25 protein-coding genes are annotated in these 25,626 nt (G+C 29.5%); 4 read left to right on the forward strand and 21 right to left on the reverse strand.

From position 1 onward, the window contains the following. Positions 1-16: 16 nt before the first annotated feature. From ggt to QX51_RS18520, 10 genes are all read right to left on the reverse strand, one after another. The gene (gene ggt, locus QX51_RS18480; RefSeq protein WP_039681373.1) at positions 17-1,831 is read right to left on the reverse strand and encodes a gamma-glutamyltransferase; all 1,815 of its coding nucleotides are present in this window, start codon (positions 1,829-1,831) and stop codon (positions 17-19) included. 158 nt (positions 1,832-1,989) lie between these two features. Then, positions 1,990-3,615, reverse strand: coding sequence for a chaperonin GroEL (gene groL / locus QX51_RS18485; RefSeq protein WP_039681374.1), 1,626 nt, complete (start codon positions 3,613-3,615; stop codon positions 1,990-1,992). A 19-nt stretch (positions 3,616-3,634) separates the two neighbouring features. Further along, entirely contained in the window at positions 3,635-3,919 is a 285-nt protein-coding gene (locus QX51_RS18490; protein ID WP_039681375.1) for a co-chaperone GroES, read from the reverse strand. Between the two features lie 229 nt (positions 3,920-4,148). Further along, positions 4,149-4,883 (reverse strand): ABC transporter ATP-binding protein, encoded by a 735-nt coding sequence (locus tag QX51_RS18495; protein WP_039681376.1) that lies wholly within the window; start codon positions 4,881-4,883, stop codon positions 4,149-4,151. Continuing rightward, positions 4,883-5,665 (reverse strand): ABC transporter permease, encoded by a 783-nt coding sequence (locus QX51_RS18500; RefSeq protein ID WP_039681377.1) that lies wholly within the window; start codon positions 5,663-5,665, stop codon positions 4,883-4,885. Before QX51_RS18500 ends, QX51_RS18495 begins: the two co-directional genes overlap by 1 nt. A 189-nt stretch (positions 5,666-5,854) precedes the next feature. Beyond that, entirely contained in the window at positions 5,855-7,333 is a 1,479-nt protein-coding gene (cls, locus tag QX51_RS18505) for a cardiolipin synthase (protein ID WP_039681378.1), read from the reverse strand. Between the two features lie 25 nt (positions 7,334-7,358). Next, entirely contained in the window at positions 7,359-8,237 is an 879-nt protein-coding gene (locus QX51_RS18510; RefSeq protein WP_039681379.1) for a DNA-3-methyladenine glycosylase family protein, read from the reverse strand. 273 nt (positions 8,238-8,510) lie between these two features. Next, positions 8,511-8,648, reverse strand: a complete 138-nt coding sequence (locus tag QX51_RS20470; RefSeq protein WP_242842781.1) for a nucleotidyltransferase domain-containing protein — start codon at positions 8,646-8,648, stop codon at positions 8,511-8,513. Between the two features lie 157 nt (positions 8,649-8,805). After that, a complete protein-coding gene (locus QX51_RS18515; protein ID WP_079764878.1) occupies positions 8,806-10,875 on the reverse strand; it encodes a beta-galactosidase in 2,070 nt (689 codons plus the stop codon). Between the two features lie 145 nt (positions 10,876-11,020). Next, the gene (locus tag QX51_RS18520; protein ID WP_039681381.1) at positions 11,021-12,496 is read right to left on the reverse strand and encodes an amino acid permease; all 1,476 of its coding nucleotides are present in this window, start codon (positions 12,494-12,496) and stop codon (positions 11,021-11,023) included. A gap of 198 nt (positions 12,497-12,694) precedes the next feature. Here QX51_RS18520 and QX51_RS18525 point away from each other — a divergent pair, with 198 nt between their 5' ends. Next, positions 12,695-13,516, forward strand: coding sequence for an AraC family transcriptional regulator (locus tag QX51_RS18525; protein ID WP_039681382.1), 822 nt, complete (start codon positions 12,695-12,697; stop codon positions 13,514-13,516). 86 nt (positions 13,517-13,602) lie between these two features. On the opposite strand, the gene pyrE is transcribed toward QX51_RS18525, so the two are convergent. From pyrE to gdhA, 5 genes are all read right to left on the reverse strand, one after another. Then, positions 13,603-14,187 carry an orotate phosphoribosyltransferase gene (pyrE, locus tag QX51_RS18530; RefSeq protein WP_039681383.1) on the reverse strand — a complete coding sequence of 195 codons (585 nt, stop codon included), beginning with the start codon at positions 14,185-14,187 and terminating at the stop codon, positions 13,603-13,605. A gap of 102 nt (positions 14,188-14,289) precedes the next feature. Continuing rightward, complete coding sequence (locus QX51_RS18535) at positions 14,290-15,192, reverse strand: dihydroorotate dehydrogenase (RefSeq protein ID WP_039681384.1); 903 nt, start codon at positions 15,190-15,192, stop codon at positions 14,290-14,292. Further along, on the reverse strand, positions 15,185-15,877 hold the full coding sequence (locus QX51_RS18540) for a dihydroorotate dehydrogenase electron transfer subunit (RefSeq protein WP_039681385.1): 693 nt from the start codon (positions 15,875-15,877) through the stop codon (positions 15,185-15,187). Before QX51_RS18540 ends, QX51_RS18535 begins: the two co-directional genes overlap by 8 nt. Positions 15,878-16,001: 124 nt before the next feature. Next, positions 16,002-16,925 carry an aspartate carbamoyltransferase gene (pyrB, locus tag QX51_RS18545; RefSeq protein ID WP_039681386.1) on the reverse strand — a complete coding sequence of 308 codons (924 nt, stop codon included), beginning with the start codon at positions 16,923-16,925 and terminating at the stop codon, positions 16,002-16,004. 193 nt (positions 16,926-17,118) lie between these two features. After that, positions 17,119-18,462: an NADP-specific glutamate dehydrogenase gene (gene gdhA / locus QX51_RS18550; protein ID WP_039681387.1), complete on the reverse strand. Its 1,344-nt coding sequence runs from the start codon at positions 18,460-18,462 to the stop codon at positions 17,119-17,121. A gap of 922 nt (positions 18,463-19,384) precedes the next feature. Here gdhA and QX51_RS18555 point away from each other — a divergent pair. Both QX51_RS18555 and QX51_RS18560 read left to right on the forward strand, forming a co-directional pair. Beyond that, complete coding sequence (locus QX51_RS18555; RefSeq protein ID WP_039681388.1) at positions 19,385-19,555, forward strand: 4Fe-4S ferredoxin; 171 nt, start codon at positions 19,385-19,387, stop codon at positions 19,553-19,555. Positions 19,556-19,693: 138 nt separating this feature from the next. Next, a complete protein-coding gene (locus QX51_RS18560; RefSeq protein WP_039681389.1) occupies positions 19,694-19,864 on the forward strand; it encodes a 4Fe-4S ferredoxin in 171 nt (56 codons plus the stop codon). A gap of 65 nt (positions 19,865-19,929) precedes the next feature. Here the strand turns inward: QX51_RS18560 and QX51_RS18565 are convergent, their stop codons facing one another. Further along, complete coding sequence (locus tag QX51_RS18565; RefSeq protein ID WP_039681390.1) at positions 19,930-20,562, reverse strand: redox-sensing transcriptional repressor Rex; 633 nt, start codon at positions 20,560-20,562, stop codon at positions 19,930-19,932. Positions 20,563-20,678: 116 nt separating this feature from the next. Here QX51_RS18565 and abc-f point away from each other — a divergent pair, with 116 nt between their 5' ends. Further along, on the forward strand, positions 20,679-22,592 hold the full coding sequence (gene abc-f / locus QX51_RS18570) for a ribosomal protection-like ABC-F family protein (protein WP_039681391.1): 1,914 nt from the start codon (positions 20,679-20,681) through the stop codon (positions 22,590-22,592). Between the two features lie 24 nt (positions 22,593-22,616). Here the strand turns inward: abc-f and QX51_RS18575 are convergent, their stop codons facing one another. The 5 genes from QX51_RS18575 to tsaE are packed head-to-tail and all read right to left on the reverse strand — an operon-like array spanning position 22,617 to position 25,616. After that, entirely contained in the window at positions 22,617-22,964 is a 348-nt protein-coding gene (locus tag QX51_RS18575; protein ID WP_039681392.1) for a RidA family protein, read from the reverse strand. Between the two features lie 19 nt (positions 22,965-22,983). Then, entirely contained in the window at positions 22,984-24,000 is a 1,017-nt protein-coding gene (gene tsaD / locus QX51_RS18580) for a tRNA (adenosine(37)-N6)-threonylcarbamoyltransferase complex transferase subunit TsaD (RefSeq protein WP_039681393.1), read from the reverse strand. A gap of 2 nt (positions 24,001-24,002) precedes the next feature. Then, positions 24,003-24,458 carry a ribosomal protein S18-alanine N-acetyltransferase gene (rimI, locus tag QX51_RS18585; protein ID WP_052233172.1) on the reverse strand — a complete coding sequence of 152 codons (456 nt, stop codon included), beginning with the start codon at positions 24,456-24,458 and terminating at the stop codon, positions 24,003-24,005. Beyond that, positions 24,448-25,164 (reverse strand): tRNA (adenosine(37)-N6)-threonylcarbamoyltransferase complex dimerization subunit type 1 TsaB, encoded by a 717-nt coding sequence (gene tsaB / locus QX51_RS18590; RefSeq protein ID WP_039681394.1) that lies wholly within the window; start codon positions 25,162-25,164, stop codon positions 24,448-24,450. The genes rimI and tsaB overlap by 11 nt, the downstream gene beginning before the upstream one ends. Beyond that, positions 25,164-25,616, reverse strand: a complete 453-nt coding sequence (gene tsaE / locus QX51_RS18595; RefSeq protein WP_039681395.1) for a tRNA (adenosine(37)-N6)-threonylcarbamoyltransferase complex ATPase subunit type 1 TsaE — start codon at positions 25,614-25,616, stop codon at positions 25,164-25,166. Before tsaE ends, tsaB begins: the two co-directional genes overlap by 1 nt. Between the last annotated feature and the right edge of the window lie 10 nt (positions 25,617-25,626).

Consider the following 25,626-nt stretch of genomic DNA (forward strand, 5'->3'; position numbering starts at 1 on the left):
AAATCATAACTATTTATTAATTACCTAGAGCTTTCCCATCTCTTCTCGAATCTGCTCCACCTATTAGTTTACCATTTTTATATTGAACGCCCTGTACCCCGCCAAAATGTTTATCATAACCGTCTTCATATTTTTCAATCTTATGACCCATAGCTTCAAGTTTATTTATAGTTTCATCACTTATTCCACCTTCATAAACAATTTTATCTTTAGTGTTATCATACATTCTATAAGTATCTATAGCCTCTTGTATATCCATATCATAGTCTATAACATTACTAATAACTTGCGTTATAGTAGGAATAATCCTAGACCCTCCAGGAGAACCAAGAACCATAAGAGGAGTACTATCTTCATTTAATACTATTGTTGGGCTCATAGAACTTAAAGGTTTCTTTCCACCATCAACAGAGTTTGGTGAATCTGATTCTGGAGAAAAATCACTTATCTCATTATTTAATACAAAACCATAATCATCCACTACTAATCCTGACCCAAAAGTCCAGTTTATAGTTTGAGTTACAGCAACCATATTACCATCTTTATCTGCTACTGAATAATGAGTTGTATCTTCATGTTCATAAATCCATGGGTCATCCGCTTTATATTCTTGAGAATAATTCATATCAATTTTATCAGCTAACGCCTTGGCATAATATTTATTTAGCAATCCAAAAGTTGGTACATCAATAAACTCTTGGTCTCCCATATATTTAGCTCTATCTTCGTATACCATTTTGAATGTCTCAGACAATAGATGATATCTTTCCGGTGAATATATTCCATACTTTGAAATATCAAAATTCTCCAATATATTTAAAGATTGAATAACATGAGTTCCACCAGATGACGGTAACGGTGACGATATTATAGTTTTACCTCGATAAGTGCCTTGTAAAGGTTCTGACTCTTCAACTTTATAGTTCGCCAAATCTTCTAAAGTAATTATTCCACCATATTTTTTTGCTGTTTCTACTATAGATTTGGCCATATCTCCTGTATAAAATCCATCCTTACCCTCTTTAGATATTAGTTTCAAAGTATTAGCTAGATCTTTATTCTTATATAAATCTCCAACATTGTAATAATTCCCATCTTTATTAAGAATTAAATTTTTTAATTCTGGGTATTTCCCCATCATGTCTTTTACACTTTTCATGTCTTTTAGAAGTGTTGGCGTGACATAGAATCCATTTTGAGCCAAATTAATAGCAGGTGTCATAACTTCTTCTAATGTAAGATTTCCCGATCCATACTTTTCGAAAGCATATATTAATCCAGCCACCTGTCCTGGTACTGCTACTGACTTTCCACCACTTTTATTTTCACCATTAGCTACTTTCCCTTTAGAGTCTAAATTCCACATATATGGATTCGCTGCTGATGGTGCAGTTTCTCTAAAGTCTATATACACATTTTTTCCCTCTTTGTTTCTTATAATCATGCATCCACCGCCCGCTATTCCTGTAGCATTTGGCTCTACAACACATAAAGCAAATCCTGTTGCAATAGCCGCATCAACTGCATTACCTCCAGCTTTAATAATTTCTAACCCAGCTTGAGAAGCCTCGTATTTTCCTGAGGAAACTACAGCTCCTTTACCTGTGGCGCTTCTTCCTTCTTTAGTTAGATGATTTTCATCATCCCAAAGTTTCCATCCACTATTATCAGATACCACACCTGTAGATTCTTTTTCTATTTCTTCTATTTTTATTTCATTAGTCTTTATTTGATTTCTTTCAACTTTATCATCATTGTTGCAACCTGTAGAAAATGTCATTACTATCGTTATACATAATATTATTGCAAAAATTTTATTAAATTTTAACATGATGTCCTCCTAAAATATCAACTTCCGAAAAACTACTCAATAATTTTTATATAAAAACATATTTTATCATATTATTTGGAAAATTAAAAATAATCATGTTATATATACAAAAAAAGAGAACTCATAGAGTTCTCTCTTATTTTAAATTATTAATTATACTACATCATTCCTGGCATTCCTGCTCCCATAGCCGCAGCTTTATCTTCTTTTTCTGGAATATCAGCAACAGCAGCTTCTGTTGTCAAGAATACTCCTGCTATAGATGCAGCATTTTGAAGAGCACTTCTAGTAACCTTAGTTGGATCAACTATACCAGCTTCTATCATGTTTACATATTTTTCATTTAATGCATCAAATCCTACTTCTGGATCTTCAGCTATTACATTTTGAACTATTACAGCACCTTCAAGACCTGCATTTATTGCAATTTGTCTTAATGGTTCTTCTAATGCTTTTCTTACTATTTTAGCTCCTAGTTGTTCTTCTCCTTCTAGAGTTTCAACTAGTTTATCTAAAACTGGTATTGTACTAACTAAAGCAGTACCACCACCGGCAACTATACCTTCTTCAACAGCAGCTCTAGTTGCATTTAAAGCATCTTCTATTCTTAATTTCTTTTCTTTCATTTCTACTTCTGTAGCTGCACCAACTTTAACTACTGCAACTCCACCAGATAACTTAGCTAATCTTTCTAATAATTTTTCTTTATCGAAATCAGAAGTTGTAACTTCTACTAAATGTTTTATTTGATTAACTCTATTTTGTATATCTTCTTTTTCTCCATGACCACCAACTATAGTAGTACTATCTTTTACTACTTTAACTGAAGAAGCTCTACCTAACATTCCTAAGTCAGCCTCTTTTAAGTCATATCCTACTTCTTCTGATATTACAACACCACCAGTAAGAGTAGCTATATCTTGAAGCATTTCTTTTCTTCTGTCACCAAATCCTGGAGCTTTAACTGCAACTATTTCACAAACTCCTCTTAATTTGTTAAGTACTAATGTAGATAATGCTTCACCTTCCACATCCTCTGCTATTATTAATAGTCTCTTACCTTGTTCAACTATTTTATTTAAGATAGGAAGTAACTCTTGTATATTAGATATTTTCTTATCAGTTATTAATATATAAGGATCATTTAAAACTGCTTCCATTTTATCCACATCTGTAACCATATATGCAGAAACAAATCCTCTGTCAAATTGCATACCTTCAACAGTTTCTAATTCTGTATTCATAGTCTTAGATTCTTCTACAGTTATAACACCTTCTTTTCCTACTACTTTCATAGCTTCAGCTATTAATTTACCTATTTCATCATCTCCTGAAGATACAGCACCAACTTGAGCTATTTCTTCTTGACTTTCTATTGTTCTTGATTGTTTCTTTAATTCTTCAACTGAAGCTTCTACAGCTTTTTGTATACCTTTTCTAATTATTATTGGATTAGCTCCTGCTGTAACATTTTTTAAACCTTCTCTTATTATTGCTTGTGCTAAGACTGTAGCTGTTGTTGTACCATCTCCAGCTACATCATTTGTTTTAGTAGCAACTTGCTTAACAAGCTGAGCTCCCATATTTTCAAATCTATCTTCTAATTCTATTTCTTTTGCTATAGTAACACCGTCATTCGTTATTAGAGGTACTCCAAACATCTTGTCTAGTATAACATTTCTTCCTTTTGGTCCAAGAGTAACCTTAACTGTATCTGCTAATTTATTTACTCCAATTTCTAATGCTTTTCTTGTATCTTGCGCAAATCTAATATCCTTTGCCATCTTCATACCCTCCTAAATTTTACTCAATAACAGCTAATATATCGCTTTGTCTTAAAATTATGTATTCTTCTGAGTCTATCTTAACTTCATTTCCTGCATATTTTGAGTATATTACTTTATCTCCAACTTCAACTTCCATTTTAACTTCATTTCCATCTACAAATCCTCCTGGCCCAACTTCTATTACTTGTGCCATTTGAGGTTGTTCTTTTGCTGAACCTGGTAAAATAATACCACTTGCAGTTTTTTCTTCTGCTTCAACTTTCTTGATTACTACTCTGTCTGCTAAAGGTCTTATTTTCATAATTTATCCCTCCTAAAATAGAATTATATTATAAAATTTAGTTATTATTATTTTTTATCACTCTATATCTTAGAGTGCTAACAAGATAATAATAAACCATTTTTATAAAATTTTCAACTTATTTTTGAACCTTTATTTCTATATAAATATTTATCATTAAAGTTTAATTTTATACCATAATTATTTTGAAAAAAGCTTACACTTTCAATATTAGAAAGAGTAAGCTTAATTAATTCATAAATTCTGTGTACTTATCAAGAACTTCTTCAGGATTTCCTATCATTTTAATTACACCATCATGCATCCACATTACAGTATCACAAAGTTCTTTTAAAGTAGAAATATTATGAGAAACTATAACCACTGTTCTTTTTTTATCAGAAATTAGCTTTTTCATTTTTTTATAGCTTTTCTTTTTAAATTTTTGGTCACCTACACTTAATACTTCATCAATAAGCATTATATCTGTTTCCAATATAGCTGTGATAGAAAATGCTAACTTCGAAAACATTCCACTAGAATATGTTTTAACAGGCATATCTATAAATTTACCTAATTCAGCAAATTCTATTATTTCATCCATTTTACTTCTTATTTCTTCTTCTGAAAATCCAAGTAGCATTCCTGATAAAAGAATATTTTCTCTACCAGTTAAACTTTTATTAAATCCAACTCCTATAGATAATAATGACACTGACTTGTCATGTAAGTCTATATTTCCTTCATCTGGTGAAAATATTCCAGCCAATGCCTTTAACATTGTAGATTTTCCACTTCCATTTTTACCTATTATACCTAAAATCTGACCCTCTTTTAAATTAAATGATACGTTTTTTACAGCTTTAAATTCTGTAACTTTTGCTTTTTTCAATTTTAATAAATTCTTTTTTATAGAATAAGCTTTCATACTTTTATAAGTTATACTTAAATTATTCACTTCTATAGCTAAATTTTTGTCCCTCATTATATCACCTTCACATAACTATTTTCATTTTTATATATTGTTTTCACACCTACTATTGATATAATTAATCCCACTACTATCCATAATAAAAGAACCTTTAAAGAAGGTCTATCACCATACAATAAGCACTTTCTAAAAGAAGATAATAAAAATGCAATTGGATTACATTTCAATAAAATATCCGAATAAGGTGATGCTATACGACTTTCTATAGAATAAAAAATCCCAGTCATATAAAATACCGCCCTTAATACTATATTTACTATATTTGACAAATCCTCTATGAATACACCAAAGTGTAGTAAAATCGTCATAAAACCAAAATTTATAATCCAAAGAGTTATCATTACAGGTATTATATACAGTACGTTCCATGTTATTGAAACCCTAGAAACAATCATCATAAGAACTACTATTCCAAAGCAAATCATCATTTTAAATCCATTAACTAACATTTTAGAGAAAATCAATACAAACTTAGGTATATAAACTTTAGATACAATAGACTTATTAGCTTTCACCATCTTAACACTATTTTTCATATTTCTATTAAAAAAATCCCAAGCCATTATACCTATAAAAATAAAAATCGGAAAGTTTTCTTCCCTTGCATCAAAGACTACACCAAATATAAAAGAATATATTAGCATAAAACATAATGGTTCCAATATCCACCATACCCAGTTTAAATAAGAGCTAGCCACCTCCGCTTTTAGTTCTGATTTAGCTGAATATATGGCATACTTATAATATTTTTTAAAATCATTAATAAATCTGTCCATAATATTCTCCCCTGATATTATAAAATCTCTACATATTTTACCTTTTTATACCAATTAATTACTAATTTTATGTTAGCAGATTAAATAATGACTTTCAATTATAAAACCTTATTTTCTAATAAAGAATATTTATAATAAATTTTAATAAATTAAAAAGCATGATATTTAATATTAAAAATAACATGCCTTTTATAATAATGGGGAAAAAAGTCTTGATATAGACTCTTTAACTTTCATAAATGTATTTCTACTTTCAAACTTCATTCTTTCTAATTCTTCACTATTATCTAAATCCGCCATGAAGTCTTTTTTTATTTCTTCAATAATTTTCCTATCATATATGAAAGCATTAACTTCAAAATTCAATTTGAAACTTCTCAAATCCATATTTGCAGACCCTGTGGAAGCCATAAAATCATCTATAATTATAACCTTTGAATGTAAAAATCCTTTATTGTACAAGTATACTTTTCCACCAGACTCCAATATTTCTTGGAAGTAAGAGTATGATGCAGTATTTACAATTTTATGATCTGCAATTTTAGGAAACAGAATTATAAGTTCTACACCACTTAATGCTGCACATTTTAGAGCCTTAAGCAAGCTTTCATCTGGTATAAAATATGGAGTTTCTATATATATACTCTTTTTCGCCTGGCATATTGCATAAAAATATGCATAATGCATAGATTCCCAATCTGAATCTGGACCACTAGCTACAATTTGCATCATAGAGTTTCCTTTGATATTTAACTTAGGAAATAATTTTTCTTCTAATAATACTTCTTTAGTATTGTAATACCAGTCGGTTAAGAAAATCATCTGTAACATATAAACAGAAGTTCCTTCTATCCTTATATGAGTGTCCCTCCAGTATCCAAACTTTTTATTTTTTCCTATATATTCATCACCAATATTTATTCCACCTGTATATCCTATTTTTCCATCTATAATTACAATTTTTCTATGATTTCTGTAATTAATCTGTCCTCCTATTGGTATAGTAATCTTTCCCTTTAAGTATGGTATTATTTCTATACCATGCGTTCTCATTTCGTTAAAAAATTTCCTATGGAACCAAAACCTCCAACAACCTACATCATCATAAATTATTCTTATTTTCACTCCAGCTTTTGCTTTTTCTATTAGTTCTTTTTTTATCTGTTCTCCAATTTCACTATCTTTAATTATAAAATATTCTAAATGAATATGATCTTTTGCATTTCGTATGTCTTTTACTAAATTTTTAAATTTTTCATTTCCATCTACATAAATTTCCACATTATTATTAATCGTAAATGGAAAAATACCTGTATTAAGCAGTAAACTAACTACTCTTAACACTCTAAAATCTATATTTTCACTGTATGGCAATTTTCCTTCTTTTATCATGATACTTTGACCTTTGGCTAATTCCTTCATCTCATCCAAATTAAATAAAAGATTCTCTTTTTTCATATTATTTGCCATCTTATATGTTTTTTTCATTTTTATTTTTCTAATATTTCTTCCTAGTACAGCATAAATCAATATTCCTACTACTGGAAATAACATAAAAATCAAAATCCATATCAGTGTTTTCGAAGGATCCCTATTTTCTAATATAAGTTTTATAGAAACAATAGCACTTAGTATATAAAAGAGTGCTAAAATGACCTTTAAAACCATCCCATCATTTTCATCTCCTTAGGATTTATCTACCTATTCCTAATTCTCTTGCATAGTAGAATAAATATTGTTGAGCAAACCCCGCCAAATTTCCAAATTTATCTAATGCAAATTTTCTTATTTTAGGCAAACTTAAATTATCTTCCACATAAAATTCTTCCATAACTCTCTTTACCCAAACATCCACTGGGAATGTATCATATTTTTGCATTCCAAATAGTGTAATACAGTCTGCGACCTTTGGACCTACTCCATTAAATTTGACTAATTCTTTTATACACTCATCTGTATTTAACTTTCTATAAGATAAAACATCAACATTATTTTCACTAACATAATCAACTACACTTTTGATATACTTATCTCTAAATCCTGTTTGACAAGCTCTGATTTCTTCAACAGATGCCCTACTTAACTCCTCAGGTGTTGGAAAGGCATAATACTTTTTACCTCTATATTCACCTATAAATTTACCATATTTTTCTGATAAATTATTTATTGCTCTTTGAATCATCGGTATTCTATTATTTGCAGATATAATAAAAGATATAAGCATTTCCCATCCATCTTGCTGTAGTATTCTTATCCCTTGTCCAAATTCTGTTGCTTTTTCTAAATATTCATCCATTATTCTCAATTGATTTTTTATTTTGCCGTAGTCTCTTCCTAAATCAAAATAATCAAACCATATATTTTCAAAGTCTTCCTTATTAGTATTATCAAAAATAATTAAATCATTTTCTTTTTTTACATTTATAACTTTTCCTTGAACTACCCCTGTATATGAACCATCTTCTTGTCTAATCCATCTAAAACATTGGCCACAATCAAAAACATGTTGTGGTTCAAAATCTTCATTTATTCCTTCTAGTATAATTTGGTTATCTTTTTCTATAATGTTCATTTTTTATTTCCTTTCCTATTTATATCTATTTATATTATTTTTGATTTTTCTATAATATATCCTTATTTTATAAAATCTAAATTTTTACAATTATATTCTTTATTATATATACCTTATTTTAATTAATTTACACATGGTATGATATATAAATTTAGCGGCCAGTGAAAAATCACTGCCCGCTTTTACGCAATATTATATAATTTTTTGAATTTTTCTATGGTAAAGGTATTTTTTATATAATTATTATACTAGATTTCTATCTAAAATAAACACTTAATTTTGTATGAATAGTTCATATGTTTCTTCAAACTCTGCTATGTCTATATCACTTTCCAAAGTCTTCTTTTCAGTACCATAACTTCCAAATATTACGATGGCTAGAATATTTTCCTTTATATATTTATAATACACAAATTCTATTATATTTTATAAGTAAAAATCACTACTTCACTTTAGAAAGTTTCCTATAATTTAGAGCTTATATTTAAATATTCCTTGACCACATGTACAAAATATTAAACCATACCTAAAAAGCTGTAGCACCTATAAGTACTACAGCTTTTAAATACTATTTAACTCTAACTATTCTTACACCATAAGGTTCTAACTCTAAAGTTGCCTCTATTTTATCATTATTTTCCATATCTATTAAGTTAAAGTCTTTAATATCAATAGTCTTATCTTCATCTGTGAAGTTCATAAAGAATACAAATTCATTATTTTCATCTCTACGAACTTGAGCATTAATACCTGTAGGTAAGTCTAATTCTATAGCTCTTTGTAATTGTATCTTCTTCGCAACACTTCTATAGAAATCTGTTAAGAACTCATCATTATTTCTAAATGCTATATAGTAAGCTTCACCTTGTCCAAACTTATTGCAAGTTAACGCAGGCATACCTTTATAGAAATCTGTTTTGTAAGTTGCAAGAACTTCTGCACCTTCTGAATGTATTAAATCACAGAATATTTTTGCCTTATATTCACCTTTCATAGAAAGACTATTATTGTCTTCTATAGTTACATAGTTTACATCTTCATCATAAAGAGCATCTAACTCTTCAGACCATATACCTGTAACTTTTCTAAGTGGACCTGGGAATCCTCCTAAGAAACATAAGTCATTTTCATCAACTATTCCACTCCAGTAAGTAGTTACTAGAGTTCCTCCATTTTTTACAAACTCTTCTAGTCTTTCTCCAACACCTGGTCTTACCATATAAAGCATTGGTGCTACCACAACCTTATATTTAGAGAATTCACAGTCCATGTTTATAACATCTACTGGAATTGACATATCCCAAAATGCTTTGTAGTGCTTTTGAACTGTATCATGATAATCCTTTTTCTCTATTCTTGGACCTTGAGCATCATTTACAGCCCAGAAGTTTTCCCAATCGTAAATAACTGCTACTTCTGGTTCTACAGATGTTCCTATTACATCTGTAAGATTACTTAATATCTCACCAACCCTTGTTACATCTCTAAATACTCTAGTATTTTCATGTCCACAATGGTCAACTACAGCTCCATGGAACTTTTCTGATGATCCTCTACTTTTTCTCCATTGGAAATACTGTACAGTATCAGATCCATGTGCTACTGCTTGAAGAGAAGATAATACATGCATACCTGGTCTTCTTAATTTAGCCACTGGTTGCCAGTTTGTTGAACTTGGAGAACTTTCCATCATCATAAATGGTTTACCATTTAATATTGATCTATTTAAGTCATGAACAAATCCAATTCTACTACCTTCATGAGCATCTGATCTCTCACCATGCCAGTAAGGATAGTTATCCCAAGATACTACATCTAAGTAAGGTGCAAATTTCCAGTAATCAATTCCTCTTTCAAGTGATATATAATCATGGAAGTTTGTAGTTACAGGAATATCTGGACATATTTCTTTTAAAATACTTCTTTCATGCTTATAGTAATCTAGAGTTTGGTGAGTTACAAATCTCATCCAATCTAAGTTCAATCCATGTAGCGCTGGCTCTCCGTGTGGAGCTGGTGCTTCTATTTCACTCCAATCATTAAATGTATGACTCCAGAATTTACTCCACCATGCATGGTTTAATTTGTCTAAATCATTGTCATATTTTTCTTTTAAATACTCTCTAAATGCTTCTTCACATAAAGAACAGTTACATTGTCCTTCAAACTCATTTGAGATATGCCACATAATTAATGCTGGATGGTCCTTATATCTCTCTGCTAATAATCTATCTATTATTGCGATTTTTTCTCTATATATAGGAGATGTATAACAGTGATTATGACGCTCCCCATATAAGTTTCTCACTCTATTTGGTGTTACTCTTAAAGTTTCTGGATATTTGTGAGCCATCCACGCTGGTTTAGCTCCACTTGGAGTGGCAAGAATAACATAATTTCCGTTTTTGTGCATTAAATCCATTATTTCATCTAACCATTCAAATTGGAAAACTCCTTCTTGTGGTTCTAGCATAGTCCATGAGAATATACCTACTGCTACCACATTAGAATGAGATAGTTTCATTAATCTAACATCTTCTCCCCATATACCCGGCACATCAATCCATTGTTCTGGGTTATAATCTGCTCCATGAAGCATTTTATCTATTTTCGAGCTTATTGGTCCAAAATTTTTCAAAATAATCCCCCCATATTTTAACTAATCAACAAAGTATTTAGGAAAATTCACCAATCTACTTTGTTGATTGTATTTTTATATTTTTTATATCTAGTTTTTAATGTATTTTACTGAGTTTTATAAGCTAATCATAAATTACATATCATTAAGCACTAGTTTTTATTCTTTCATTTGCTATATCTTTACCAACTTTTTTCTCATATTTTCTCCAACATATTTCCGCAAACCCTAGGAATACAACCAATCCTAATACATTATAAAGTAGTACAAATACTGGATTAGTTGCTCCTGCCTCTAACGTTCCATTGAAGTATGCAGCAAATGTATCTGGTGATGGAATTGAAGATATTATAAACACAAATGTAAATAATACTAATAATAAAACTCCTAAACTTATTCCAAGTCCTCTAGATCCAACTTTAAAACTTCTTTCCATGTCATCTTTTTTAGCTCTTAATACTATGTATCCAACTAGGAAGAATAATACTGGTATTAATGAAGTAGATGCTGTCATGTTTATTAACATTTCTAGTAAATTATCTATAGAACCTATTCCTAAAGCTGGTATTATTAATAATATTGTTACTATTATAGCTTGAAGATATAGTGCATTTACAGGATTTCCATTATTATCTGTCTTTGCAACCCAACTACCAAATATACCTTCTGGTATTTCAGAGAATAATACTTTTACAGGTGCAGCTGTCCATAGTACTAATGAACCTAAACTTGCAAGTAACATTATAAATCCTACAATATTTGTAACTATGTTTCCTAAACCATAGTGAGCTCCTAAAATTTTAAATGCATCAAATAATCCGTTAGAGAAGTTTCCTGATAAAGTTTCAGCTGGAACAATTAAACCTACAGATACTGCTCCTAAAGCATATAATCCTCCAACAATTATAGTAGATATTAACATTGTCCTTATAAATGTTTTGTTTCCACCTTTTACATCTTTAATATATACTCCTATACTTTCAGCTCCACCAACAGCTTGTAATACCCAAGCTAAAACCATAAAGTAAGTCCAGTTAAACTTTGGCATAATCGCTTCAGTAGTAAATTCTTGAGCTGGTGCTTTTCCAAAGAATATGATAACCCCAAATGATAAAACTATAAATCCTAATCCTAATACAATTCTAGCTATTCCAGAAAGATTTGTAATTTTAGCTATCCAAGATACACCTTTTGTTGATACAAAAGTTACTATCCAGAATAATATTATTGATATTATTGATATTAATACGGTTTTCCCCTCGAATACATTTATCCCTGTAAATGTGAATGACGCATATATTAATACTTTTGGTAATAATGATGTAAAGAAAAATAAATTTACAAAGAAATATGACCAAGATCCTAAAAATGCCCATCTTGCACCTAGAGATTTTTTTATCCAGCTATTTATCCCTGATTCCGAATCTGAACTTGCTGATGCAAATTCCCCAATCATCAACGCAAATGGGAAGAAATAAAATATAGTTCCAAATATGTATGATGGTATTGTAGCTAATCCAATATTTACACTACTATCAATAATGTTTCCAAATGAAAATACTGCTGTAAATGTCATAAGCATTAGTGCTTTAGAACTTAGACTTCCTCTTTCCTCTTTCATACTATAATCCTCCTAATAAAATATAAATCGTACTCAAAAAACGTTTTCTTGGGATTATAATATCATCTATAATTTTATTTATCAATGCATTAATGTTTCTAGATTTTATACTATTGTTGTCTATATATTTATAAGTTTGACAAAATTCCCTATTTATTTTATATTTTTAATATAAATTTTAATTAAAAGGAGAATTTAATGAATAGAATAGGTATTTTTTCAACTGAATTAAAACCTAGTAATGAATTATATATTTTTGAATGTGGATATGAACATTGCGAACCAAGAGACCCTTATCAATATGAACCTATTGATTATTACTTAATTCACTATATACTAGAAGGAGAAGGATTATTTTTTATAAATGATCAGTGTTATCATTTAAAAGCAGGAGATGGATTTTTTATTCCTCCTGATACTGCTAACAATTACTATGCTCTAGCAGATAATCCTTGGGTTTATAGATGGATTGGAATAAACGGTATCAAAGCTAAAGAATTATTATCAATGTGTGGATTCAAAAATGATAACTTTATTTTTAGATATGATAAAGATAATAAATTAGACAACTATTTTAGAAATATTTATGAATGCTGTTGTCATAATGATTTGTATATGGCATTAGGTTATTTGTATCAATTTTTCTCTTTATTAAAGATTGATGAGTATGAAGAAGTTGTAGATGGTTATTCTAATTCTAATGAATATATTCATAAAGCTTTAGATTATATTAAAGATAACTACTACAAAAGCATAACAGTTTCAGATGTAAGTAATTACCTTACTATTGATAGGAGCTATTTTTATAAAATATTTAAAGAAAGTATGATGACTACTCCTCAACAATACATAATTGAATTTAGAATAAAAAAAGCCTGTTCTCTGCTTAGAAAAAGTAGTTATTCTATTAGTAGAATAAGTGATTTAGTTGGTTTTTCATCTCAAGCATACTTTTCAAAAGTATTTAAGAAAACACTTAATATAACTCCTTTTGAGTACAGAAAAACATTTATTAAATAAGTGAAATGTTTACTAATAGATATTTTAATACAAAAATCCCATAGAATAGACTTTTATCATCTATTCCATGGGATACAGTTTACAAATTACATTCCTAATTCTTTAAACTCTCTACTTCCTGGCTTAACTAACTCTACCTTACCTTCTTTACAAATTGGACACTCATCAGCTTCATGAACTTGTATATCTAATTTTATAGCACTATATATTGGCATTCCTATATCTTCACTAGTTCTGTTTGCTATACAAGCAACTCCTATTACTTCTCCACCTAAAGCTTCTAAACATTTCTTAGTTTCTATAGTTGATTTACCAGTTGTAACAACATCCTCTGCTATTATTATTTTAGCTCCTGGTTTAACTTCAAATCCTCTTCTAAGTTGCATTACTCCGTCTTTTCTCTCAGTGAATACTGATTCTTTTCCTAATTGTCTTCCTAATTCGTAAGAAACTATTACTCCACCCATTGCTGGTCCTACTACTAAATCTATTCCTAAATCTTTTATCTGCTCAACAACTGTGCTTAATACTTGCTCTGCATATTCTGGGAATCTTAATACCTTTGCACATTGTACATATCTATTACTATGCTTTCCTGATGATAATAAGAAATGTCCTTCTAATAATGCATCACTTTTCTTTAATATTTCAACTACATCTACTTTACTCATTTGTTTACTCCTCCGATTGTTTAATATTTATTGTAAATTATTTTTTCACTAATATTTATTAGTTATTTTTAACTTTGTTTTTTAATAAATCACTACTTATATTTATATAATTCCTCTTATTTCATCAAGAGTTTTAATTCCTTCTTGTTTCATAAACTTTTCTATTCCATCTATTATCTCAAGTCCTATTTTGGGATTTACAAAGTTTGCTGTTCCTACTTGAATACAAGAAGAACCTGCCATTATAAATTCTATGGCATCATTGGCAGTTGTTATTCCACCCATTCCCCATACTGGTATTTCTATGTTTTTAGAAACTTCATTAACCATTCTAAGGGCTATTGGTTTTATTGCTGGTCCAGATAATCCTGCATATACATTTTCAAATACAGGTTTTCTTCTGTTTATATCTATTGCTAAAGCTTTAAATGTGTTTACTAAAGAAACTCCATCAGCTCCTTCTTCTTCACAAACTCTCGCCATACCTACTATATCTTCAGCATTTGGTGATAACTTTATTACAAGAGGTTTATCAACAACTTTTCTAACTTCTCTTACTATTTCTCTTGCAACTTCATTTTTTATTCCAAAAGCCATTCCTCCAGCTTTTACATTTGGACAAGATATATTTAGCTCTATCACATCCACATCTTTTCCCCTTAGTAATTCAGCACCTTTTATGTAGTCATCTAATGTTCCTCCACCAAGGTTAACTATTCTTACTAAATCTAAATCAGAAAAGAATGGTAGCTCTTTATCTATAAATCCTTGTACCCCTGGATTTTCTAAACCTACACTATTCATCATTCCAGATGGAGTTTCAAAAACTCTCATTCCATTGTTTCCATCTTTTTGATTTAATGTAAGTCCTTTAGAACTTATTCCACCTAATTTTTCTATATCATAAATTTCGTTGTATTCTTTCCCAAATCCAAAAGTTCCAGATGCCATTATTACTGGATTTTTAAAATTAAGATCCTTAAATTTCACATTTAAATTAGCCATTAAAAATCACGTCCTCTCCTCTGAATACTGGGCCATCTTTACAAGTTTTCTTGTTTCCAAATTTAGTTTTACAAGTACATACTAGACATGCACCTACGCCACATGCCATATGATTTTCTAATGAAACAAATAATTTTGTATTTGTTCCTTCTGTCATTTTAACTAGCTTTTCCATCATTGGTGTTGGTCCACAAGTTAATATATAATCATATTTTTCTATATCTAAAATATCTGTAACAAATGTATTACCTACAGCAACATTTATCTCATTACAAACTTCATTATATTTGTCTATTAAAATAGGTTCATTTCTAAAACCTAAGTAAGCATCACAGTTTGGAATATTCTTTGCAACTAAATAAAGTGGTGCAATACCTATTCCTCCTCCTACTAACGCTACTTTTCCTTCTACCTTTTCGTAACCATGTCCATAAGGTCCTTCTAATTTAATAGTATCTTCTACTTTTAATTTACTCAGTATTTTTGTTCCTTCTCCTACAACTTTATATAAGAAACTTATACTATTTTCATTTATATCATGAATGCTTATAGGTCTTGATAATAAAGGATAATTATCCCAAGCTCTTAACATGTAGAATTGACCCATTTCACCTTTGAAACTTCCTGCTACTTCCATTAAGTACATTTCTTCCCCAATATACTCATTTCTAATTACTTTATACATTTTAAATCCTCCATAAAATTCACTTCGCTTAAGCCACTGTGTTGTCGCTACGCTTCATGTCGCCAACGAAATCACTTCAGGTAACTCCGTTGCTCAAAATTTACTTTTCCAATATTACTAATTATTAATTCTTTATATCTACGCCTAAAAGCTTAATAATTAAAGCCATTCGTACATACATACCATAAGTAGCTTGTTTAAAGTAAACTGCTCTTTCATCATCATCTACATCTATAGATATTTCATTAACTCTTGGTAATGGATGCATAACTAGCATATCTTCTTTTGCATTATCCATTTTCTCTTTATCTAATATATAGCTATCTTTTAATCTTTCATACTCATCACTATCTGCAAATCTTTCTCTTTGAATTCTAGTCATATAAAGTAAATCTAGTTTTTTTAAAGATTCGTCTAAATGTGAAGTTTCACAATATGAATAGCTTTTAATTTTTTCTTTTATATATTCTGGCATACTTAGTTCTTCTGGTGATATAAACACAAATCTATTATCTTCATATCTTGTCATTGCTTTTACTAATGAATGAACCGTTCTTCCATATTTTAAATCTCCACAAAGTCCTATTGTGTGATTACTTAAAGTTCCTTTTAGGGATTTTATTGTGAGTAAATCAGTAAGGGTTTGAGTCGGGTGTTGATTTCCGCCGTCTCCTGCATTAATGAATGGTACACTCGTGTATTTAGTTGCTTCTTCAGCCGCCCCAGCTACAGGATGTCTCATAACAATAAGATCTACATATCCAGATACAACTCTCATTGTATCTCCTAATGATTCTCCTTTTGATACTGATGAAGAGTTTGGTTCAGAGAAACCTATTATTTCTCCTCCTAAACGTTTCATAGCTGCTTCAAAGCTTAATCTTGTTCTTGTTGATGGCTCATAAAATAAAGTCGCCATTAATTTACCTTCACAAACACGAGAATATGCTGATGGACTTTGCATAATATCCTCAGCTAAATTTAAAATTTCATCTATTTCTTTAACAGAAAAGTCTTCTGGTTGGATTAAATTCCTTGATTTTAACATATTTTCCTCCTTTTTTAGCCTCTCTGGACTAAATTTAAAAGTATTTCATATCTCTAGTAGATTATCACTTTTATATTTTCATGTCAACATTTTTAGTAATTAAAAAACAGAAGATATTTCTATCTTCTGTTTTTATTTTTATATTAAAATTTATACTTACCTTAAGAAAATGCTTATTTTGTCAATAAAATTTTTATACTAAACCTTGAGCCATCATAGCATCAGCAACTTTTAAGAATCCTGCTATATTTGCTCCAGCAACTAAGTTATATCCAAATCCATAAGTTTGAGAAGCATTAGCACAAGCATCATGTATTCCAACCATGATATTTTCTAATTGAGCATATACTTGTTCTGGAGTGAATACAGTTTTACCAGAGTTTTGACCCATTTCTATACAAGAGCAAGCAACTCCACCAGCATTAGCAGCTTTAGAAGGTCCTACTATTATTCCGTTATCTTGTAAATATTTTATAGCTTCGTTAGTTGAAGACATGTTTGATCCTTCACATACGAATTTACATCCATTAGCAACTATATTTTTTGCATCATCGATTAATATTTCATTTTGAGTAGCACATGGAATATATAAATCAGCTTTTACTTCCCATGGTTTTTTACCAGCTACAAATTTAGATCCTGGGAATTTATCAGCATATGGAGCACATACGTTTTTACCTGAGTTTCTTAATTCAAGCATATATGCAACTTTTTCTCCACTTATTCCATCTGGATCATATATATATCCATCTGGTCCAGATATTGTAACTAATTTAGCGCCTAATTCATTTAATTTTTGAGCAGTACCCCAAGCAACATTACCAAATCCTGATATAGCTACTTCCTTACCAGCTAATTTTTCTCCATTTGCTTCTAACATAGCGTTAGCAAAGAATACTATTCCATATCCAGTAGCTTCAGTTCTTCCTTGTAATCCACCATAAGAAAGTCCTTTACCAGTTAAAACACCTTCAAATCTATTTACTAATCTCTTATATTGTCCAAACATATATCCAACTTCTCTAGCACCAACACCTAAGTCTCCAGCTGGAACGTCAGTTTCTGGTCCTATATGTCTATATAATTCAGTCATGAAAGCTTGACAGAATCTCATTATTTCAGCATCTGATTTACCATTAGGATCAAAGTCAGCTCCACCTTTACCTCCACCTATTGGAAGACCAGTTAAGCTGTTTTTGAATATTTGTTCAAATCCTAAGAATTTTATTATTCCTGGGTAAACGTTTGGTGCAAATCTTAAACCACCTTTATATGGCCCTATTGCACTATTAAATTGGTATCTGTATCCTTTATTTACTTGTACATTACCATTATCATCTGTCCAAACAACTCTGAAAGTTATCCCTCTTTCTGGTTCTGTTAATCTTTCTAATATTGCTGCTTTTTCATATTCTGGATGCTTTTCCATTACTGGTACTAATGAAGATAAAACTTCTTCAACTGTTTGGTGGAATTCTACTTCACCTGGATTATTTTTCTTACAAAGTTCGATACACTCTTGTACGTAATTAGACATTTTGTAAAGCCCCCTTATTAATAAGTAAATTTATTTTTAATTTATGTTTGTTATTTAATTGGTAGAATTTTACATTCACCCTACTCTCACTTGAATTGTAGCATAGTAAAATCTTTGTGCGCAATTGAATTTTTCTTTAATTTATAATTTAATTTTTGTTTAATTGTTGTTGCACTTATCCATATTGTTTTTACTATTTTAAAGCTGAAAACTATAATAACTATTATTTTAAATATATTTATTTATTATATTATTAAGAATAAGATTGTTAATTCTTACTCATTCATAGCAAAATTTTTATGTAGTTATATATAATTTATTTATAATATATGAACTTCATTAGGAAAACCTTATCCAGTATATTTTTTTATTTTACTTTAAATCCAATACTCACCCCCTATTTAAGCCTATATTATTAAGTTTAATTATGATCTCAATTCTAACAAATACTTAGTTAATTTTTATTCAATTTCTATATATTCATACTCCTTATAGTTTTTCAATATTCAGATTATTTGAATTATATATAGTAATAAATTTCATAATACATATTTTTTATTTTTTGTCGAATTTATGTATAAATAATATAGCATTTTATAAATAATCAGTATATTTATTTATTATTCTTCACAAACCACCTAGTATTTTATATTTTATAACGATAAAAATTTTTAAAAAATTTTTAATTAAATTATAAAAAAATATATTTAAATTATAATTTAATTAAATTTTTATATAATTTATAACTTTTTGAATAAGTTATTTTTAAGATTTCATTTTTATTTATTATCTATTTAACATGCTTAATAAGGTATTTCCTTTCCTTCCATTCTAATCTGACAAGTCTAAGTTTTTATTGTTATATTTGGTAAATTTTGCTATAATGAACTTAATTATAAGATAGTAAAGGAGGGGTATTACGATGGCTTATAAAATAACTGATGATTGTATAGCTTGTGGATCTTGCGCTGACGAGTGTCCAAATGATGCTATAATATCTGGGGACGATAAATATTCAATAAATGCAGATGAATGCTTAGATTGTGGTTCTTGTGCTGATGCATGTCCAAACGACGCTATAGTATCTGAGTAGCATCTACATAAAAACTATTCAAGATAATAAATTGTCTTGAATAGTTTTTTTTATATATTTTTAAGCATTGCACTTTTTTAGTAAACTTTGTTATAATAGTATTGCATTATAATTTTACATAACAAGGAGGACCTATAAATGGCTTACAAAATAGGTGACGCTTGCATAAGCTGTGGTGCTTGTGCAGATGAATGTCCAGTAGAATGCATATCTGCTGGAGATGATATATACGTAATAAATGCAGATGAGTGTATCGAATGTGGTACATGTAATAGTGTTTGTCCAGTGGAAGCTCCACAACAAGACTAATAAAAAAGCTATTCAAATTATTTAATAATTTGAATAGCTTTTTTAATTATAAATCATTATTTTTCTTATAGCTCGTCTTCTTTCATTAAATATGAAAGTGTAAATAAACTCTCAGTTAAGTTAACATTCTCTACTATTACTTCTTTAGAAACATTTAAATCAATTGGGGCAAAATTCCAAATCCCCTTTACTCCTGCATTAACTAATCTATCAGCTAATTGCTGAGCTCCATTTTTAGGAACACATAAAATTCCGATATCTATATTATTTGACTTTATATATTCTTCTATAAAATCCGAATCTAATATTTCAAAATCTCTTATTTTTAATCCAATTACTTTAGGATTAGCATCAAATAATGCTTTTATTTCGAATCCTGCATTTTTAAATCCTGAATAGTTAGCTATAGCTTGACCTAAGTTTCCCGCACCTATAAGCACTGCACTATATGACGTATCTAAACCTAATATCTTTCCTATTTCTTTGTGCAAGTCTTCAATGTTATACCCGTATCCTTGTTGACCAAATCCTCCAAAGTTATTTAAATCTTGTCTAATTTGTGAGGCAGTGAATCCAATTATATCACTTAACTCTTTAGAAGAGATTCTTTGTATATCCTTACTTAATAAGTCTCCTAAATATCTATAATATTTAGGCAATCTTCTGATAACGGCCATTGAAATATTTTTATTAGCCATTAGTCCACCCCCAGTATAATTATTTAGTTATTTTTATTCTTGTTAATAGTATAACACTCTTGATTATATTATATCAAAACATTATAATTTTAGATAGTTCAAGGAGGTATAAATTTATGATTGTTTTATCGTGTAATAACTTATATAAGAGTTTTGGAATAGATTCTATTTTAGAAAATATATGCTTTACAGTAAATGAAGGAGATAAAATTGGTATTATCGGTATAAATGGTACTGGTAAAACTACATTGATGAAAATAATATCTGGGGAATATGGATACGATGATGGGGATATATATACTTCTAAAGATTGCGAGATCGGATATTTACAACAAAATACTAACTTCCTTTCTAATAATACTATATTAGAAGAAGTCTTAGAGGTTTTCAAACCATTAATAGATATGGAGAATTATTTAAGAGAGTTGGAGCATAAAATTGCTGAAGAAGGTAGCAAAGATAACTCTCCTATTTTAGAAAAACTTATGAATGATTATTCTCATACTCTAGAGGATTTTGCTTCTAAAAATGGTTACGGATATAAATCAGAAGCGAAAGGTGTTCTTAAAGGGTTAGGTTTTAAGGATGAAGATATGGACAAACCCATAAATATTTTGTCTGGTGGTGAAAAAACTAGGGTACTTTTAGGAAAGCTACTTCTTAAAAAACCAACTCTATTACTATTGGATGAACCTACCAACCACTTAGATTCAGAAGCCATAGAATGGCTTGAGTTATTCCTTAAACAATATAAAGGAACTGTTATGCTAATATCCCATGATAGATATTTCTTAGACCAAGTTGTTGATAGAGTATTTGAGATTCATAACAAAAAATTAAAAACTTACAATGGTAATTACTCTAAATTTATAGAATTATCTAAAGTTGAAAAAGAACTTGAGTTAAAAAAATATGAAGACCAACAAAAAGATATAAAGAAACAAGAAGAATCTATAGATCGGTTAAAAGCCTATGGAAGGGAAAAACATTTAAAAAGAGCTCGTAGTAAAGAAAAAGCTTTAGATAAAGTAGATGTTTTAGATAAGCCTGAGGCATATAGAAAAAAAGCCAAGATTCACTTTAACCCTGCTGTATCTAGTGGTAATGATGTTCTTCATGTGGAAGATTTATCTATGGCTTATGATGAAAGAGTTTTATTTAAAGGTGTAAATTTTGATATATATAGAGGCGAAAAAGTTGCTCTTATAGGTCCTAATGGTATAGGAAAATCCACATTATTTAAAATAATAATGAAAGAACTTACGCCTATTTGTGGTGATTTCAAGCTTGGAACTAATGTTAATGTTTCTTACTTCCATCAGGAACAAAAAACTCTAAATCTAGATAATACTATTATAGATGAAATTTGGGATAGTAATGAAAAATTAACTCAAACAGAAATAAGAAATATGTTAGGTTCTTTATTATTTGAAGACGAAGAAGTGTTTAAAAAGATTTCTACTTTAAGTGGTGGAGAGAGAGCTAGAATTGCCATCCTTAAGTTAATATTATCTAAGGCAAACTTCTTACTATTAGATGAACCTACTAACCATTTAGATATAGATTCTAAAGAAGTTTTAGAGGAATCTCTAGAAAGCTATACTGGTACTATATTTACTATCTCTCATGATAGATATTTCTTGAATACTGTTGTAAATAAAATACTAGTTTTAGGTGAAGATGGTATAACAGAGTATCTTGGAAACTATGATTATTATATTAATAAAAAAAGAGAAACTGAAGAAATGTCTGCCATTGTAGAAGTTGAAGAAAAAACTAAAACTCAGTTAAAAGATGAAAAAAGAAAAGAAAAAGAACAAAGAGAAAAAGAAAAGAAAAATAGATATAAAATTAAAAACATCGAGCAAGAAATAGAAGAAACTGAAGCAAAAATAGAAGAATTAGATCATCTTTTATGTCAAGAAGAGGTCTATTCTAATCCGTCTAAATCTAAAGAAGTTAGCTTAGAAAAAACTAATTTCGAAGAAAAGCTATCTTCCCTTTATGAAGCTTGGGAAGAGTTAGTATAAAAAAAGTCCCTTTTGGGACTTTTTCTATTTTACAGCTGCAACAACTGACATTTCTACTAATAATTGTTCTCTAGCCATTTTAGCTTCTACACAAGCTCTAGCTGGCTCATGCCCATCTACTGTCCATGCATCATAAACAGAGTTCATATCAGCGAAATCTTTTATTATATCTTTTAAGTATATAGTTATTGATAATATATTTTCTTTGTCAGAACCATATTTATTTAATAGGTCTTCTATTTTAGCTAAAACTCCAGCAGTTTGTTCTTTTATATCTCCCTCTGCACATACTTGTCCTGATAAATACATTACTCCATTGTTTATAACAACATTGCTCATTCTTCCATTACCTTCAAATCTTTGAATACTCATAATAAATTTCCTCCTAAAATTAAATTGTGTCAATTTTTAAATTTGGTACAGCATTTAAAGACATATCATCTCTTTTGCCATTTATATAATTATAATATCCTGCACAACCTATCATGGCTGCGTTATCTGTACATAACGATAATGATGGATATTTAATTTCTATATTATGCTCTTTTGCCATTTCAGATATTTTTTCTCTAAGTGCTGAGTTAGCTGCAACTCCACCTGACAAGGCAATTATTTTATAATTTTTTTCTAAAGCAGCTTTTATTGCTTTTGTAGCAAGTACTTCTACAACAGCTTCTTGGAAAGATGCTGCCACATCCTCTACTACTATTTCTTTATTTTTCATTTTTTGACCATTTAAATAATTTAGTACTGCCGATTTTAGTCCACTAAAACTGAAGTCATACGAATCATCTATATAAGCTCTTGGGAAATCTATAGCATTTTTATTTCCTATTTGGGATAACTTATCTATTATTGGTCCACCTGGGTATCCTAAATTCATAGCCCTTGCTATTTTATCAAAAGCTTCCCCTGATGCATCATCTCTTGTTCTTCCTAGAATTTCATAATCATTATAATCTTTAACTTGTACTAAATGAGTATGCCCTCCAGATACAACTAAAGTTATAAATGGTGGCTTTAAGTCTTTATGTTCAATATAGTTTGCACATATATGACCTTGCATATGATTAACTCCTACAAGTGGTTTATTTAGCGAAAATGCTAATGCTTTTGCATAAGAAAGTCCAACTAGTAATGCTCCCACAAGTCCAGGTCCATACGTAACAGATATGTGATCTATATCTTCTAATTTAATGTTTGCTGTATCTATCGCTTCTTGAAATACTGCATCTATATTTTCTATATGTTTTCTAGAAGCTACCTCTGGTACAACGCCTCCAAATTTTTTATGTAATTCAATTTGAGTAGATACTATATTTGCTAATACTTCTCTACCATTTTTTAAGATTGCAACTGCTGTTTCATCACAACTACTTTCCATCGATAACGTTATTATATCCTTCATTTTTACACCTCATTTAATTGGTTCCACATAATGATGGCATCTTCTTTATTATCACTATAATATTCTTTTCTTATGCCACCCATTTTAAATCCATACTTTCTGTATAAATTTTGGGCTACTGTATTAGATGATCTTACTTCTAAAGTCATAGCTACTAATTTACTTTCTTCACATAGTTTTACCATTTCTTTTACAAGCTTATCTCCGATTTTCTTTCCTCTATAGTCACTATGTACTGCCACATTTGTAATATGACCTTCATCTACTACAAACCAAACGCCCACATATCCTACAATTTTATTGTCCAATTCAGCTACTAAATACCTAGCTAAATCATTTTTTAACTCTTTTCTAATTGATTCCTTTGACCAAGGATCTGTAAAACAATTTTCTTCAACTATGTAAACTGAGTCCACATCGTCCTTTGTCATAGATCTTATTATTATATTATTTTCCATCTCTTAACCTCTTTTGCTTCTCTTCGTATTGTTCTTCTGCTTGAGATTTTCTTATATACATTGGATTTATATCATAACAATTATGTACTTCTATATTTTGTTCAAATTTATCTCTTGCTACAACACATAAACTACTTGCCTTCGTTATGTTATTTGATGGACATGGTATAGTGATATTTGATATAGCCTGTATTTTTTCTTTATATTTATATACAGCTTCACCTACTAATACCCATTCTTCATTTGTACTAGATAATTCTTCTAACAAATCATCAATTGGGATAATGTTTATTTCCTCTAATGCTTTGATTTTATTTCCTTCAACTATGTATTTACAAGTATAAACTTGATTTCTCTGTGCATCTAATATAGAACATATCTTTTTATTACAAAGGTCCATATTAGCTCCTAGTATTTCTAAAGAATTTACACCTATTAAAGGAATATTATTTACATGAGCCATGGCTTTTGCCGTAGCCATTCCTATCCTAAGTCCCGTGAAAGAACCTGGTCCAACGCATATAGCTATAGCATCTATATCCCTTACTTCTATATCACTAAGTTTCAACATATTTTCTATCATAGGCATTAGTTTTTGTGAATGAGTTTTTTTAGTATTTATAGTATATTCACAAATTAATTTATCATCTTCTAAAACTGCTACATTTGCAGCCATAGTAGAAGTATCTATTCCTAATATTTTCATTATTTAGTCAACTCCTCAACTATTTCTTCGTATTTTTTGCCAAATGGTGTTAATACCATTTCTCTTCCATTTTCTTTATAATTTAACTCTATTTTTAAGTAATCTTCTGGTAGTATATCTTCAATTATATTTGCCCATTCTATTATGCATACACCTTCTGAATCTATATACTCATCAAATCCAATATCGTACATTTCTTCACTGCATCCAATTCTGTACACATCAAAATGATATAAAGGCATACGACCTTCATACTCATTTACTATAGTAAAAGTTGGACTTGTAATGTAATCCTCTACTTCTAAAGATTTAGCTAAACTTTGTGTCATTGTAGTTTTTCCCGCTCCTAAATCTCCTATTAAACAAATTATAGCACCTGGAAAAAGTAGTTTACCTAACTTTTCTCCAATCGCTCTAGTCTTATCTTCTCTATCTAAATAAATCTTTTTCATTTATATCACC

Origin of the sequence: Terrisporobacter othiniensis, from assembly GCF_000808015.1 — a bacterium.
Classification (GTDB): Bacteria; Bacillota; Clostridia; order Peptostreptococcales; family Peptostreptococcaceae; genus Terrisporobacter; species Terrisporobacter muris.

Coding starts and splice junctions, on each gene's coding strand:
- gdhA (WP_039681387.1), bottom strand. CDS start 18,462: ATGTCTAATTACGTACAAGAGTGTATCGAACTTTGTAAGAAAAATAAT.
- QX51_RS18510 (WP_039681379.1), bottom strand. CDS start 8,237: ATGAACATTATAGAAAAAGATAACCAAATTATACTAGAAGGAATAAAT.
- ggt (WP_039681373.1), bottom strand. CDS start 1,831: ATGTTAAAATTTAATAAAATTTTTGCAATAATATTATGTATAACGATA.
- QX51_RS18500 (WP_039681377.1), bottom strand. CDS start 5,665: ATGGACAGATTTATTAATGATTTTAAAAAATATTATAAGTATGCCATA.
- tsaE (WP_039681395.1), bottom strand. CDS start 25,616: ATGAAAAAGATTTATTTAGATAGAGAAGATAAGACTAGAGCGATTGGA.
- QX51_RS18490 (WP_039681375.1), bottom strand. CDS start 3,919: ATGAAAATAAGACCTTTAGCAGACAGAGTAGTAATCAAGAAAGTTGAA.
- QX51_RS18560 (WP_039681389.1), top strand. CDS start 19,694: ATGGCTTACAAAATAGGTGACGCTTGCATAAGCTGTGGTGCTTGTGCA.
- QX51_RS18495 (WP_039681376.1), bottom strand. CDS start 4,883: ATGAGGGACAAAAATTTAGCTATAGAAGTGAATAATTTAAGTATAACT.
- pyrB (WP_039681386.1), bottom strand. CDS start 16,925: ATGTTAAAATCAAGGAATTTAATCCAACCAGAAGACTTTTCTGTTAAA.
- cls (WP_039681378.1), bottom strand. CDS start 7,333: ATGGTTTTAAAGGTCATTTTAGCACTCTTTTATATACTAAGTGCTATT.
- tsaD (WP_039681393.1), bottom strand. CDS start 24,000: ATGAAGGATATAATAACGTTATCGATGGAAAGTAGTTGTGATGAAACA.
- QX51_RS18555 (WP_039681388.1), top strand. CDS start 19,385: ATGGCTTATAAAATAACTGATGATTGTATAGCTTGTGGATCTTGCGCT.
- QX51_RS18520 (WP_039681381.1), bottom strand. CDS start 12,496: ATGAAAGAGGAAAGAGGAAGTCTAAGTTCTAAAGCACTAATGCTTATG.
- QX51_RS18525 (WP_039681382.1), top strand. CDS start 12,695: ATGAATAGAATAGGTATTTTTTCAACTGAATTAAAACCTAGTAATGAA.
- groL (WP_039681374.1), bottom strand. CDS start 3,615: ATGGCAAAGGATATTAGATTTGCGCAAGATACAAGAAAAGCATTAGAA.
- tsaB (WP_039681394.1), bottom strand. CDS start 25,164: ATGAAAATATTAGGAATAGATACTTCTACTATGGCTGCAAATGTAGCA.
- QX51_RS18540 (WP_039681385.1), bottom strand. CDS start 15,877: ATGTATAAAGTAATTAGAAATGAGTATATTGGGGAAGAAATGTACTTA.
- rimI (WP_052233172.1), bottom strand. CDS start 24,458: ATGGAAAATAATATAATAATAAGATCTATGACAAAGGACGATGTGGAC.
- abc-f (WP_039681391.1), top strand. CDS start 20,679: ATGATTGTTTTATCGTGTAATAACTTATATAAGAGTTTTGGAATAGAT.
- pyrE (WP_039681383.1), bottom strand. CDS start 14,187: ATGAGTAAAGTAGATGTAGTTGAAATATTAAAGAAAAGTGATGCATTA.
- QX51_RS18565 (WP_039681390.1), bottom strand. CDS start 20,562: ATGGCTAATAAAAATATTTCAATGGCCGTTATCAGAAGATTGCCTAAA.
- QX51_RS18535 (WP_039681384.1), bottom strand. CDS start 15,192: ATGGCTAATTTAAATGTGAAATTTAAGGATCTTAATTTTAAAAATCCA.
- QX51_RS18575 (WP_039681392.1), bottom strand. CDS start 22,964: ATGAGTATTCAAAGATTTGAAGGTAATGGAAGAATGAGCAATGTTGTT.